The sequence below is a fragment of the Klenkia terrae genome (assembly GCF_900491935.1).
Classification (GTDB): Bacteria; Actinomycetota; Actinomycetes; order Mycobacteriales; family Geodermatophilaceae; genus Klenkia; species Klenkia terrae.
Genome location: NZ_UEXK01000004.1, coordinates 1,552,402 through 1,565,553, shown reverse-complemented (window position 1 = coordinate 1,565,553; position 13,152 = coordinate 1,552,402). Strand labels below are relative to the sequence as shown.

Below are 13,152 nucleotides of genomic sequence, written 5' to 3'. Positions count from 1 at the left end.
TCGTGGCCAGCCGGCGGGACCTGTTCCAGAGCTACCAGTTCCTCACCCAGCGGGTGGTCTCGGGCCTGGTGCTGCGCGAGAGCGACCCCCTGCAGTCCCCGGGCCGCCGGATGGGCGGGGCGGCGTTCGGCAGCGTGATGGTCGCCGTCCTGGTCCTGGCCGTGGTCGGCGTGATCGGGGTGATCAACCCCGGCGGCAACACGACCTGGCAGAGCGCCGGCGCGGTCGTCGTCGAGGAGGAGACGGGCACGCGGTTCGTCTACCTGCCCGACGACGACGGGACGATGCGGCTGCACCAGGTGGCCAACTTCGCCTCCGCGGCCCTGCTCACCGGCAGCACCGAGGTGGTGTCGGTGTCCTCCTCCTCGCTGGACGGCGTCCCGCGTGGCCCGCGGCTGGGCATCACCGGCGCCCCCGACGCGCTCCCCGCGGCCGACGACCTGCTGGGCGCGCCCTGGACGCTGTGCGCGGCGCCGGTCAGCTCGGCCAGCGGGGAGTCCACGCCCTCGACCGCGCTGCTGGTCGGCGGCGGCACCGGCGGCGGGCGCTCCCTCGGAGAGGACGTCCTGCTGGTCCGCGACCGGGGCACGGGCGAGCTGCAGCTGGTGTGGCGCGGCCGGCACCACCTGGTCGTCGACGAGGCGGCCGTGCTGCTGGCGCTCTCGCTGCGGGACGTCCCGCAGGTCGACGTCGGGTCGGCGTGGCTGTCCGGGTTGCCGGCCGGCCGCGCGCTGGAGCCCGAGCCGGTGGCCGGCCGCGGCGTCCCGTCGGCGGCGGTGCCCGGCGCGCTGGTCGGCCAGGTGGGCCGGGTCGGGGACGGCGAGAGCGCGCAGTGGTACCAGGTCGACCTGGACCGCGTCGTGGAGATCACCGAGGTGCAGGCCCGGATCCTGCTGGCCGACCCGCTCACCGCGCAGCAGGCCTACCCAGGCGGGGAGCCGACCGCGCTGACCCTGTCCGCCGTGGACGTGACCGGCGTCGACAGCGTCGAGCTGCCCGAGGCCGAGCCCGCGGACCCGCCCGCCCAGGTGCCGACGGCGGCGGACGTCGCGGGGTCCGAGGAGACCGTCTGCGCCGGGTTCGACGACGCCGGTGACCCCAGTGGCGTGCTGATCGGGGCGCGGGTCGACACGACCGGGGGCGTCGCCGGGCCGGGCGCCACGACCGGCGGCACCACGCTCGCCGACCTCGTCGTCGTCCCCCCGGGCCGCGGGGCGCTGGTGTCCGCGCGGGCGTCGGCGGAGGCGCCCACCGGGGCGCTGTTCCTGGTCACCGACGAGGGCCGGGCCTACCCTGTGCCCTCGCCCCTGGAGGCCGCGGCCCTGGGCTACGACGCCTCGACCGCGGTCCCGATGCCCGAGCAGCTGGTCGCCCGGATCGCGCCGGGACCGGCCCTGTCCGAGACCGCGGCGGCGGCGTCGGCCTGATCCCCCGACCGGGTGGCTGTCCACAGCCGTGACCACTTCGGTTCGGCAGCGCGGCGACCGGACCGGTAGGTTCCGTGGGCGTCGGCGCCCCCGGGCGACGACGGCACGTCGACCGCGGACGGACTCGCAGACGAGGAGCACACGGCATGGCAGGACAGCAGACAACCACCGATGCGGCGGTCATGGCGCAGTTCGCCGGCCGCGCCGAGGAGGTGTCCATGAGCCTCACCGCTGCGATCAGCAGCCTCATGAACAACCTCGGCACGCTGCAGTCGACCTGGCTCGGGCTCGGCGGCACCGCCTTCACCACCACCAGCCAGACGGTGGCGGAGGAGACCAAGAAGCTGAACCAGGCACTCCTGGGGATCAGCGCGGACATCAACACGGCCGCGGGGAACTACACCAGCGCCGACGAGCAGCAGCAGTCGCAGATGAACACCGTCAACAGCCAGACCAGCGGCATCACCGCCGGTCTGACCGGCGTCTGAGCGAGGAGGACCAGCGATGAGTGGTGGCCAGTACCGGGTCAACTGGGGTCAGCAGCAGGAGGCCGCGTCCATGGTGAGCGGCACCGTGGCGACGATGGACTCCCAGCTCAGCGACCTGAACACGCAGGTCAACAACCTGATCGGCACCTGGGACAGCGATGCCCAGGAGGCCTACCGGGCCCGTCAGGACCAGTGGAACGGCGCCTCGACCCGCATCAAGGAGGCCCTGCAGGCCTTCGTGACCGGGCTGAACTCCGCCGCGGACACCTCGTCGGGCACCGAGCAGACCAACGTCTCGGTGGTCAGCGCCTGACGCACGCAGCCTGACCCGCACGGGTCAGCACGATCGGGCCGCTCCGGGATCCCCCGGGGCGGCCCGTCGCGTCCCCGGGGTCAGCGCGGCGGCTCGAACAGCGCGGCCGACGGGATGTGCCCCGCAGGCTCCGGCTCGACCGCGGTGGGGGCCGCCCGGCCGGTGCGCCACCGGCGGCGGCGCGCCCGCGGCAGCAGCAGCGCGGTGAGCACGGCCAGGACGGCGACCGCCCCGGCGGCCAGCGCCCAGAGCGCCGAGCGGTCGGCGGCGTCCTCGGCGGCCCGGGCGGCCGCGACGGCGGCCTCGTCCACCGGGGGCGCCTGGTAGCCGGGGTCCTGCCGGGGCGGTGCGGCCGCGAGGTCCTCGGTCACCGCGCGCCCGGGGGAGAGGAGCCCCGCGCCGTACCCGGCCGGTGACGGCGGCGGCACCGCGGTGGCCGCCAGCCGGGCCTGCACCGCGGCCGGCCGGTCGGCACCGGACGGCACCAGACCGGGCTCGGCCACCACGAGCGCGGCGGCGGCGGCCACGAAGGCCGCGGCGAACGCCGTCCCGTCGTACACCTGCTGGGCCGCGGTGCCGGTGGAGACCACCTCCGCGCCGGGTGCGGCGAGGTCGACGTAGTCACCGATCTGCGAGGTGTCGGCGCGCAGCCCGTCGCTGCCGACGGCGGCCACGCCCAGCACGCCGGGGTAGGCCGCCGGGTAGGGCGTGGCGAGGGCGGCGGTGGGCCCCTCGCCGTCCCGGTCGGCCTCGTGGCCGTCGCCGACGCCGGCCACCACGACCACGCCGGCGTCCAGGGTCCGCTGCACCGCGTCGGCCAGCTGCGGGTCGTCGCGGAACACGACCGGCCCCACGAGCACGACCTGCGCACCGCCGGCCACGGCGGCGTCCAGACCGGCGGCCATGACCCCCGGGTCCACCGGGGTGGTGCCCGGCTCGCCGACCGCGGCCTGCGCCACCTGGACCGGCAGGACCGTGGCGTCGGGTGCCAGCCCGCGCAGGCCGACGCCGGCCTGCTGGCCGGCGACCACCACCCCGGCCAGGCCGCTGCCGTGCGGCACGCAGTCCACGTCGGCGGTGCCGCCGGACACCAGGTCGACGCCGCCGGCCACCCGGCCCGCGAGCTGGGGGTTCGACGTCTGCACCCCGGTGTCCAGGACCGCGACGGTCACGCCCGCGCCGGTGGAGAACGGCCACACCTGGGCGGCCGGGTCCCACGCCTGCTGCGACCACGGGACGGCGGCCTGCACGGTGTCGGCCACCGGTGGCTGGTCGCAGACCTGCGCGGCGGCCGCCGGACCGGCCGCGGCGACGGCGACCACGACCGAGGCGGCCGCCACGGCGAGCGACGCGCCGGTCGCGACGGCGGCGCGGGACGCCCCGGGTACGGCCACCGTGGTCCTCCGATCGGGCGCAGTCCCCCGACGCGGGATCGCGCGGGCGGGTGTCGGGCGCCAGTATCGTGCGGAGGTCGGTGCCGATCGCCGACCGGGAGGGGAGGTCCGGCCGTGAGCATGCCCGTGGGACCCGACCTGGACGCCTTCCGCGAGTACTCCGCGGGCCTGCAGGTCAAGCTGCACCATCTGATGGACCAGGGCCCGGAGCTGGCCCGGCAGGCGCGGGCGGTCCAGGTGACCGAGACGTCGCCGGACGGCCTGGTGTCGGTGACCGTCGGCGCCCGCGGCGACCTGGTCCGGCTCGACCTGGACCCGCGCATCTACCGCCGTCCCGACTCCCGGACCCTGGCCGACACCATCACCGAGACGGTGCACCGGGCGACTGCTGCGGCCCAGGAGCAGGTGGTGCAGACCTTCGCCGGTGTCGCCGACGCCGACCAGCTGCGCGCCACCATCAGCGGGGACGACGACGCGCTGACCGAGATCGTGACCGACCAGATGCACGGCAGGAGATGAGCTGACATGGCCTACGACGAGGTGTTCATCGACCCCCCGGTGGCGGCGAGCGGGCTGCTGGCCTGGGAGTCCTCCGCGCAGCTGCTGACCACGGCCGTGCAGGCCCGGATCTCGGCGATCGAGACGGGGCAGGCCGCCAAGCCGTGGGGGTCCGACAGCGGCGGCCCCGAGTTCGAGGCGGCGTACCTGGAGGGCGCGCAGCCCTCGCTCGACGCCGTCTCCGGCACCACCGACCAGATCACCCGGCTGGGCCAGCAGGCCCACCAGGCCGTCGACGCCTCGCTGGCCTCGGACGCCGAGCAGGCCGCCGCCGTGACCGTGCCGGTCGAGAGCGGGCTCTAGCCCCTAGGGACGCCCCAGCGCCGGCTCCGGCGCCCCCGGCAGGCACGGATCGCGGAGGGAGGTGACGGTGGAGCACCCGGACGACGTCACCAGCCCGTTCGCCTGGTTGGGCGGGTCCGACGGCTGGTGGAACGACCTGCTGTCGATGATCTTCGCGGGCTCGAAGTGGCCCGAGGGCAGCGAGTCGGCGGTCTGGGAGCTCACCGAGGAGTGGGACGGCCTGGCCGAGGCGCTGTCCACCGGCGCCGAGGAGCTGATGAACGCGGCCACCCTGCTGATGCAGGGCTGGGACGCGCCGGCCACCGAGAGCTTCCAGGACCTCGCCCAGCAGCTGCTGTCCTCGCCGGAGTTCGGCCTGGTCGGGCACATCCAGAACGCCACGGCGATGGGGATGCAGACCAGGTCCTTCGGCACCGAGCTGCAGTACGCCAAGATCTCGATCAACGTCGCCGTGGCCGTCGCGGTCGCCGCCGCCTTCATCGCCCTGCTCATGGCCTGGGCCGGCGGGGTCTCGCTGGCCACGCTCGGGCCGATCGCGCAGACCGCGCGCACCGTCGTCAGCCAGGCCATCTCCAAGCTGGTGTCCTCCGCAGGCCGGGCCGCGGCCACCCGGGCCATCACCGCGGCCGCCGCGCGCGGGGCCGCGAACGCCGTCGCCCGGACGACGGCCCGGGACGTCGCCCGGCACCTGGCCCACGAGGTCGTGGAGGAGGTGCTCGAGGAGGTCGCGATCGACGCGATCAGCCAGGGCATCCAGTTCGCCCAGGGCACCCGCACCGACTGGAACGTGCTCTCCACGGTCGCCGCCGGGATCGGCGGCGGGGCCGGCGGGTTGATCGGGGCCGGCGCGATCGCGCCGATCATCGGCCGGACCGGGCTCAGCCGCATCGGCCGCGGGGTCGACGGCGCGAACCTCCCCGGGGCCGGCAATCGGCTGGCGCGGACCGGCACCGGGCTGGCCTCGACCGCCGCGACGAACACGGTGGCCTCGCCCGGCGGCAGCATCGTGGCCAGCCTCGCCACCGGCCAGGGCTTCCCGTCGCTGAGCGGCGACGACTTCCTGGGCGCCGCGCTGGGTGCCACCGGCCGGTACGGCACGGTCAGCCCGTTCAACCCCGCGGTGATCAACGCCGCCGCCCACCCGGCCACGACGCTGACCAACCTGCACCTCAACGCGCTGGCCGGGGCGGCCGCGCAGAACGGCGCGCTGGGCACCGGCTCGCCGGTCGGGGCCCCGGGCCAGGCCGGCGCCGGTGCCACCGCGGGCGGGACCGCCTCGGCGGGCTCGTCCGGCACCGGCGGCTCGAACGCGGGGTCCGGTGCGACGGCCGGGTCTGGTGCATCGGGGACCGGGGGGTCCNGGTGGCACCCAGCGCGGCGCCCAGGAAGTCGTCGCCGCTCAGCGACGGGAAGCCCTGGCCGGTGGCGAGGCTGGCCACGATGCTGCCGCCGGGCGAGGCCACCGTGTTCGTCGCGGCGGTCGAGGCCGCAGCACCCGCGGCCGCCGCGCAGACCGACGGCGGGAGCCCCGCGGCCCCGACCAGCGGCGTCGCAGCCCCGGGCACCGATGTCGCAGCCCCGGGCACCGATGTCTCGGCTCCGGGCACCGACGTGTCCGCCCCGGGTACCGATGTGTCTGCTCCGAGCACCGACACCCCCGGCGCGCAGACATCCGTCGGGACCGACGGGCAGCAGCAGACCGCTGCTCCTGCTGGACCGCCGTCGACGCAGAACCCGTCCGGCACGGGCACCTCGGGCACGGGCACCTCGGGCACGGGCACCTCGGGCACGGGCACCTCGGGCACGGGCACCTCGGGCACGGGCACCTCGGGCACGGGCACCTCCGCGCCGGGCCAGCCGGTCACGGCGCAACCTGCGCAGGGCCAGTCGGCACCGGCTCAGTCCGCGCCGAGCCAGCCCGCGCCGGCCACGTCGACGCCGGGCCAGCCAGCCTCGAACCAGTCCGCGCCGAGCCAGTCGACGCCGGGTCAGTCCGCGCCGGGTCAGTCCGCGCCGGGTCAGTCCGCGCCGAGCCAGTCGACGCCGGGTCAGTCCCCGGTGACCCCGTCCGCGCCCACCGCCACGCCGACGACCGGCACCCCCGGGCAGGCCGACCCGGCGAGCGCCGGGGACGGCTCGCCCGAGACCGGGACGGGCACCCCGACGACCGGTGCGGCCGCCGACACCGATGCGTCCACCGCGACCGATCCCGCCGCCTCCACGGACCCCTCGGACCCGGCCGGCCCGACCGGTCCGCCGGGATCCGGGCCGACCGCGCCGGCCGCGCCGGCCGCGCCTGGCGACGCGTCGCCCGCTGCGCCGGCCGCCGCGACGGCGGGGGACGCGCGCCGGGTCGCCCGCGTGGACCAGCAGATCGACGCGTTGACCGCTGCCGTGGCGGTCGAGGGCGCCGCCACCGGCGCCGACCCGCTGACCCGGGCCGACGTCGTCCAGGCCCTCGCGACCATCCACCAGGCGGCGGTGGACCGCAGCGGCACCGGATCCCGCGGCGACCACTCCGGCCCCGACGACGGACGACCCCAGGGGCCGGCGGCCCAGGTGGGCGTCGACGGCCCGCTGCACAGCAGCAGCGCCGGCGGCATGACCAACTCCGAGGCACTGGACGGGGGCGCGCACGTCGAGATCAGCCTGGACTCGGTGCAGCACGTCGCCGCCGCGTTGGCTCTCGACCTCACCTCCGTCGAGGTCCTGGTGGCCACCGACGAAGCGAGCGTCGAGTGGTACGACTACTCGCGGGCGATGGCGTCGACGAACACGCCGTTCGGCCAGCCGCAGATCATCTTCGCCCCGGCTGCCTTCGCGACCGAGGAGTCCCTGGTGCGGACGGTCGCGCACGAGATGCAGCACGTCGTGCAGATCCGCGAGGGTCGAGCCGGCGACTCGACGGGCCGTGCCGCGTTGGAGGCCGAGGCGTACGGCGTGGAGGATGACGCGTGGGCGCGCTACCGGGAGGGCGGACATGTCGGCACGGGTCGTGGTGGAGCGGGTGTTCCAGGTGCCGCATCGCGGCCCGGTGGCGATGGGCCTGCTGACGGCCGGGACGGTCTCCGTCGGGGACTGGATGCAGGCGGTGGACAGCGGGGCCATGGTGGCGATCCGCGGCCTGGAGTTCCACGTCCCGCAGCCGGAGACCGGTCAGCGGGTGGGTCTCCTGCTCCGGATGGAGGACGCGACGGCGGTGGCCGCGGGATCGACGCTGGTCAGCGCGCCGCCGCCAGCGACCGACCAGGAGTCGCCGGAGGGCTGAACTCGCCCGCCGAGGTGTCCGACCGGGAGGCGTCGCCCCCGTCGCGCACCGGGGAGACGCCGCCCGCAGCCGGGGCCGCGGAGCAGATCGAGGGACCGCCGGCGCAGGCCGGTGGGGCCGTCCGGCCGCGGTCCGAGCTCCGCGCGGAGGCCTGGGCCGAGAGCACCTACGACACCATCCGGGCCGACACCCGCGACGTCGCCGACATCGTGCGCGCCACCGCCGAGGTGCCCCGCGAGGACGGTCGCACCGGGTTCACCGCCGAGGAGGTGACCCGGGTCAAGGACCACGTCTTCCACGAGGAGCACCGGCTCGGGGTGTTCGACGACAACGGCGACCTCGTGCCGGGCGAGCACGTGATGGGCCGGTTCGACCCCAACGCGGACATGGCCGAGGCGTGGATCCGGCTCACCCGGGAGGCCGACCCCCGCGATGTCGAGCTCCTGCTGCACGAGCTGGCCGAGGCCGAGCACATGGCCCGGCACCCGGACTGGACCTACCCGCAGGCGCACGCCGTCGCGCAGGCCGAGCACGACTGGCACCGCGGACGACGTGGACCCACCTACGAGAACACCGATACCTGGGGTGACCGCCATGGCTCTGCTGATGCGCTTTCGACGGGAGACCTCGACGCCGTCGACGGTGACCTACCGGTGGGGGACCGATCAGGGCGATCTGACCTGGACGTTGACGATCGACCCCGCCGACCCGGAGGCCCCGCCGAAGGGGGACGGGGACCCGAGGGATCGGGCGACGATCGCGGCCAAGTTGACCCTCCGCTGGATGCGGGAGGGGGACTGGCCCACGGGCGGAGCGATCCAGAGCTGAACCCCGCCGAGGCGGAGCAGGACGACCCCCGGACCGCTCCGGATCCCCGGCAGGTGGTCGACCGGGGATCGGTGCGCACGCCGCGCACCGGGGAGACGCGGGAGGGCCTGTCCCATGGCGACGGCGACGTTCGTGCAGAGGGAATCGATGGACGACCGGGAGATCACCTACCGGTACGGGCCGAGCCCGGACGCGATGGACCAGCAGCTGACGATCGACCTGGTGACGGGCGAGACGACGGGGACCACCGACCGCGCGCCCTGGGTGGGCGGGTGGCTCCGGCACCGGCAGGCGACGACGGGCCGGTGGCCCGACCGGGCGTCGATCGCGACCTGACCGGTGGCGATCCTGCTGCGCTGCCGACCGGCGACCCGGACCCCGTGCAGGCAGCCCTGGACGCCGCCGACGCCGCGGCCGCGCAGGCACTGGCCGGCCTGTCCGCCGACGACCGGGCGCTGCTGGACGCCCGCCTCGAGCGCGCGCAGGAGGTGGCCGCCCGGGTGAGCACCGACCTCCACGCGGTCGTCGGCGGCCTCGACGGCGACGCGGCGGTGCACAAGGAGCAGTACCGCGTGAAGGGCCCGGAGTCCGTCGCGCGGAAGTTCGACGGAGCCCTGGACGACGGCTCGGTCACCGGCCTCGAGCAGTTCCTCGACCGGGCCAAGGACCTGGTGCGGTTCTCCGTGGTGAGCGCGCCCGAGGGCTACGGCCCCCGCGTCACGACCGTGCTCGACGCACTGGCGGCGCGGGGGTACTCGGTCGTGGAGACGAAGAACAACTGGCTGGCGGGCAACAGCTTCCTGGGGCTGAACGTCCCGCTGGTGAGCCCCGACGGGCACCTCGTCGAGCTGCAGTTCCCCACCCACGCGAGCGCCGCGGTCGGCGAGTCGACCCACCGCGACTACGAGATCGCCCGGTTGCCGCAGGTGTCGGCCACCGACCGGCTGCACGCCACGGCCCGCATGGTCTCCGCGGTCATGGCCTCCGGGGCCGACACCGTCCTGCCGGACGGCGTCGACGCGTTCGGCCCGCCCCGCAGCAGCCGCCCGGAGGACGTGTGGCCGACCGACGGCGGGTTCCGCTCGATGGTGGCGGAGTACCTGGGGGCGCTGCCGGAGGGCGTCGGCGTGGTCGACGACCTCGGGGCGGCGGGGGTGGACCCCCGGGCAGCCGACCGGCTGGCCCGGGTGATCGAGGGGATGGGAGGCGATCGTGGCGGAGCACCCGTGGCGGTACGAGGTCCTGCAGGACGAGGTGACGGGCAGCCCGGTCAACGTGATGGCCAGCGAGGGACCGGTGCCGGGCGTGGTGATGTTCAGCCACAAGCGGAGGAGCTGGGAGGAGGCGACCGGTCGGGCCCAGGCCAGAGCGGTGGTCGACTCGGCCGAGGGGACGCAGCGGACCCGCCGGGTGGGCCGGGCGGAGGCCGAGACGGCGGCCGCCCGGTTCGGGCAGACGCTGCCGGACGAGCCGACGTTGACGGCCCTGCTGACGACTCGCTGACCCCCGGGGGCGACCCCGTCGTCCCGCCGGCGTTCGGGCTGGGCACGCTGGACCTGCCGCCGGCCTTCCACGACGTCGTGGCCCAGCACCTGCCCCCCGGGATGACCACGGACCGGTTCGACCAGCTGCGCCGGACCCGGGCCGAGGACCTCACCCCCGAGGAGCGGCAGCAGCTGCACGACGTCCGGATGTCGGTGCCGCTGGCGCCGGGCACGCCGGTGCAGCGCGTCATGCCGCTGTCCGACGCCGTCCGGTACCTCTCCGACGAGACGTCCGACGGATCCGACGGCCGCACCCGCTTCGCGCACACCACGGCCTTCGGCTTCACGGCCCGCCTGCAGGACGTCGCCGGCCTCACCACCGTCGCCGCGATCGTGGAGGGGCTGCGCCTGGACTACCGGGGGACGCCGTTCACCGACGACGTCCCCGTGGTGGCTGCGCTCCGCTTCCAGCGCGGCGCCGAGCTCGCCGTCCCCTTCGGCCCGGCGATGGCCGACGCCCGGCCCGAGGGCCTGCCCTACACCCGGTCCGACGACGCGCCGTTCACCGGCACCGGCTTCACGGGGAGCGTCGACCACCGGGTGCCCGAGGCGCACACCGGCACCGCGGTCCGGTTGACCGACGGCGCCGAGCTGTGGGCGGTCGCCGACGGGCGCGAGGTCCACCTGGGCACCTACGACCTCGACAGCGAGAGCTGGCTGGCGACCACGACCGGCGCACTGCTGGTCCAGACGGAGGAGACACATGGACGACCGGGCACGGACCTTGCCGGACGGGTCCTACGTGCAATGGCAGGGCCGGACCTACCGGGGGTCGGTGAGCGGCCCGGACCGGTTCGTGGTGTTCGCCGACAGCCAGGAGGACCCGGAGTTCACCCCGGGCCGGGTGCGGGGTTGGCGCCGGCTGGTGCCCGCGACGGAGGCGACGGCGTTCGAGCTGACCTCCCGGTGCAGGTGGCGGGGCGAGACGTTCTGGGTGCTGTCCCGCAGCGACCCGCCGGGCCGGCTCCTGCTGGCCTGGGACGGGGACCCGGCGACGGCGACCCGCTTGGGGCTGACCCGCACGGACAAGATGGGGTGGGAGATCGAGGTGGCCGAGTCGGAGGTGACCGACCTGGAGCAGGTGCGCTCGCCGGTCTGAGCGAGTCCGACGTCGCCGACCTCGTCCGGTTGGCCGAGCAGGCCACCTCGCCGCGCGCCGCGGTGCGCCGCGAGGTGGCCGCGGTGGCGGCCGAGCTGCTGCCAGCCCTGGGCCTGGACGAGGGTCGGTACGGCCCGGACGGCACCCGCACCGGCGGCTCCCCGGCCTTCGCGGCCACCGTGGCCGCCCTGCCGCCGCAGGCCCGTGCCGCGGTCGCCCTCCTCGGCCTCGTGGGCGACCCCGCCGTGCTGCCCAGCGGGCTGCCGACGACGGGCCGGGCCGTGGGCAAGGTCCTGCTCGGCGGGGTGGTGGCCGCCGCCGCCGCCGCCGGGACGGCCACCGCGGTGGGCCTGGCCACCGGCGACCTCGGGCGGGTGGTCACCGCCGGCATCACCGGGGGCGCCGCGCTGGTCGGCCAGGTCGCGGCGCTGCGTGCCGACCGGGTGCACGCCCGGCTGACCGAGCTGCTCCGGGCCGCCGCCGACGTCCGCCGCGGCCTGCCCCCCGACGCCCTGGCCGTGCACGACCTGGCCGTCGCCGACGCCGTCCGCCGGATGTCCGGGGACGTCGCCGACACCGCCGCGTCGCTGCGTGCCCTCGACGACCTGGCCGCGGTCGCCGGCCGCCCGGCGGCGACGGGCCGACCCGGCGCACGCGCCCTGCTCGCCGAGCGGCTGGCCGGCGTGACCCCCGCGGCGACCCCCGGGCGGCGGGACCGGACGACGTCCGGCGAGGCGCGGGCCGACCAGCTCGCCGTCCCCCCGCAGGTCGGTCCGGACGCGACCCCCGCGCGCCGGGCCTGGGCGGCCAAGGCGGCGGCCGGTCCCCTGGCCGCCGCGACGGTCGCCGGCGTCGGGCTCGTCGTGGCGACGTCGCTGGGCCTCGCCCTGCCGGTCGCGGCGGTCGGCGGCCTCGTCGCCGCGCTCGCCTCGGTCGGGCTCACCACGGTCGTCGAGCACGCCCAGGCCCGGTACAAGGCGGTGCTGGAGGGCCGGCGCACCGCCGTCGAGGAGGCCCGTCGCGCCGTCCGCGCCGCCGCGGAGCACGCGGCCCGGTCGGCAGCCGGCCGAGCTCTGGACGCCCGCACCGAGGCGGCCTCGCAGCAGGCGGAGCGGGTGGCCCGCCGGCTCGACGCGCTGCTCGCCGACGCCGCGGCCGGCCGGCCGGTGGCGACACCGGACCCCGCCGCGGACGTCGCGCCGGCCACCACCGAGCCGGACGGCGGACCGACCGGCGACCAGCTGGTGCCCGGCCCGCGCACCGGTCCGGTCGACCCGACGTCGCTGTCCGACGCCGACCGGGCGCGGCTGGCCGACCTGACCAGCGCCCTGGACGCCGTCGACGCGGCCCGCGGCCGCAGCCGCACCGCCGCTGTGGCCCGGGCGCGGCAGGCAGCGGCCGGGCTCGGGCTCGACGCGCCGCTGGACCTCGGCCTCATCACCGACCCCGACGAGCTCGGCTGGCCGCACCGCCGGGCGGCGCTGGACCCGGCCCTGCAGCTGCGGCTGGCGGGCATCGACGAGTTGCCCAGCGCCGTCCCCGCCCCCGGCTGGGCGGTGGCGAAGGGACTGGCCTCGTCGGTGCTGCCCTCGGTGACCGGGGCGGTCCTGGGCGCCGCGGCCCTCGGGGTCGCACCGGCGGTCGGCCTAGCGCTCGGCCCGGTGGCCCTGGCGGTGTCGGCGGCGGTGGCGGAGCGGGCCACCGCCCTCGGCAAGGAGCGCGGCAAGCGCCCCGGCAGCCTGTGGTCCCCGGACGCCGCCGACGCGCTCGACGCCGGTGACGCCCAGCGCGCCGCGGCCCGGGCGGCGGCCACCGCGGAGCTGGCCGCGCAGCAGGCCGAGAACCGCGACCGGCACGACCGGCTGGACCGGCTGGACCGGGACCGCGCCGCTGCCCGCCGACGCCCGCGCACCGTCGTCCCGACGGCGCC

At 76.8% G+C, this 13,152-nt stretch carries 11 protein-coding genes; 9 read left to right on the top strand and 2 right to left on the bottom strand.

What is annotated here, in order from left to right:
• The first annotated feature begins 2 nt into the window (after positions 1–2).
• The 3 genes from eccB (at position 3) to LFA75_RS08155 (ending at position 2,228) form a co-directional block, all read left to right on the top strand.
• Positions 3–1,427: a type VII secretion protein EccB gene (eccB, locus tag LFA75_RS08165; RefSeq protein WP_225233146.1), complete on the top strand. Its 1,425-nt coding sequence runs from the start codon at positions 3–5 to the stop codon at positions 1,425–1,427.
• A gap of 146 nt (positions 1,428–1,573) precedes the next feature.
• Complete coding sequence (locus tag LFA75_RS08160) at positions 1,574–1,915, top strand: WXG100 family type VII secretion target (protein WP_225233145.1); 342 nt, start codon at positions 1,574–1,576, stop codon at positions 1,913–1,915.
• A gap of 16 nt (positions 1,916–1,931) precedes the next feature.
• Positions 1,932–2,228 carry a WXG100 family type VII secretion target gene (locus tag LFA75_RS08155; RefSeq protein WP_225233144.1) on the top strand — a complete coding sequence of 99 codons (297 nt, stop codon included), beginning with the start codon at positions 1,932–1,934 and terminating at the stop codon, positions 2,226–2,228.
• 80 nt (positions 2,229–2,308) lie between these two features.
• Here LFA75_RS08155 and LFA75_RS08150 read toward each other — a convergent pair whose 3' ends face one another.
• Positions 2,309–3,622, bottom strand: coding sequence for a S8 family serine peptidase (locus LFA75_RS08150; RefSeq protein ID WP_225233143.1), 1,314 nt, complete (start codon positions 3,620–3,622; stop codon positions 2,309–2,311).
• A 120-nt stretch (positions 3,623–3,742) separates the two neighbouring features.
• On the opposite strand from LFA75_RS08150, the gene LFA75_RS08145 reads away from it, so the two are divergent.
• The 3 genes from LFA75_RS08145 (at position 3,743) to LFA75_RS24275 (ending at position 6,545) form a co-directional block, all read left to right on the top strand.
• Positions 3,743–4,141 (top strand): YbaB/EbfC family nucleoid-associated protein, encoded by a 399-nt coding sequence (locus LFA75_RS08145; RefSeq protein ID WP_225236028.1) that lies wholly within the window; start codon positions 3,743–3,745, stop codon positions 4,139–4,141.
• Between the two features lie 6 nt (positions 4,142–4,147).
• Positions 4,148–4,483, top strand: a complete 336-nt coding sequence (locus LFA75_RS08140) for a hypothetical protein (protein ID WP_225233142.1) — start codon at positions 4,148–4,150, stop codon at positions 4,481–4,483.
• 145 nt (positions 4,484–4,628) lie between these two features.
• Entirely contained in the window at positions 4,629–6,545 is a 1,917-nt protein-coding gene (locus LFA75_RS24275) for a WXG100-like domain-containing protein (protein WP_455428475.1), read from the top strand.
• Here the strand turns inward: LFA75_RS24275 and LFA75_RS08130 are convergent.
• A complete protein-coding gene (locus LFA75_RS08130) occupies positions 6,532–7,086 on the bottom strand; it encodes a hypothetical protein (RefSeq protein WP_225233140.1) in 555 nt (184 codons plus the stop codon). The two genes, LFA75_RS24275 and LFA75_RS08130, sit on opposite strands and share 14 nt — an antisense overlap.
• Positions 7,087–7,463: 377 nt before the next feature.
• Between LFA75_RS08130 and LFA75_RS08125 the strand changes: the two genes are divergently transcribed.
• The 3 genes from LFA75_RS08125 (at position 7,464) to LFA75_RS08115 (ending at position 8,915) form a co-directional block, all read left to right on the top strand.
• Positions 7,464–7,751, top strand: a complete 288-nt coding sequence (locus LFA75_RS08125; RefSeq protein WP_225233139.1) for a hypothetical protein — start codon at positions 7,464–7,466, stop codon at positions 7,749–7,751.
• 594 nt (positions 7,752–8,345) lie between these two features.
• Complete coding sequence (locus tag LFA75_RS08120; protein WP_225233138.1) at positions 8,346–8,579, top strand: hypothetical protein; 234 nt, start codon at positions 8,346–8,348, stop codon at positions 8,577–8,579.
• Between the two features lie 114 nt (positions 8,580–8,693).
• Positions 8,694–8,915, top strand: a complete 222-nt coding sequence (locus tag LFA75_RS08115; protein WP_225233137.1) for a hypothetical protein — start codon at positions 8,694–8,696, stop codon at positions 8,913–8,915.
• Positions 8,916–13,152: the final 4,237 nt, after the last annotated feature.

Excerpts from the sequence above, each read along its gene's own strand:
- LFA75_RS08155 (WP_225233144.1), top strand. The coding sequence starts at position 1,932 with ATGAGTGGTGGCCAGTACCGGGTCAACTGGGGTCAGCAGCAGGAGGCC.
- LFA75_RS08145 (WP_225236028.1), top strand. The coding sequence starts at position 3,743 with ATGCCCGTGGGACCCGACCTGGACGCCTTCCGCGAGTACTCCGCGGGC.
- LFA75_RS08120 (WP_225233138.1), top strand. The coding sequence starts at position 8,346 with ATGGCTCTGCTGATGCGCTTTCGACGGGAGACCTCGACGCCGTCGACG.
- LFA75_RS08160 (WP_225233145.1), top strand. The coding sequence starts at position 1,574 with ATGGCAGGACAGCAGACAACCACCGATGCGGCGGTCATGGCGCAGTTC.
- LFA75_RS08140 (WP_225233142.1), top strand. The coding sequence starts at position 4,148 with ATGGCCTACGACGAGGTGTTCATCGACCCCCCGGTGGCGGCGAGCGGG.
- LFA75_RS08130 (WP_225233140.1), bottom strand. The coding sequence starts at position 7,086 with ATGCCGCCGGCGCTGCTGCTGTGCAGCGGGCCGTCGACGCCCACCTGG.
- LFA75_RS08115 (WP_225233137.1), top strand. The coding sequence starts at position 8,694 with ATGGCGACGGCGACGTTCGTGCAGAGGGAATCGATGGACGACCGGGAG.
- LFA75_RS08125 (WP_225233139.1), top strand. The coding sequence starts at position 7,464 with ATGTCGGCACGGGTCGTGGTGGAGCGGGTGTTCCAGGTGCCGCATCGC.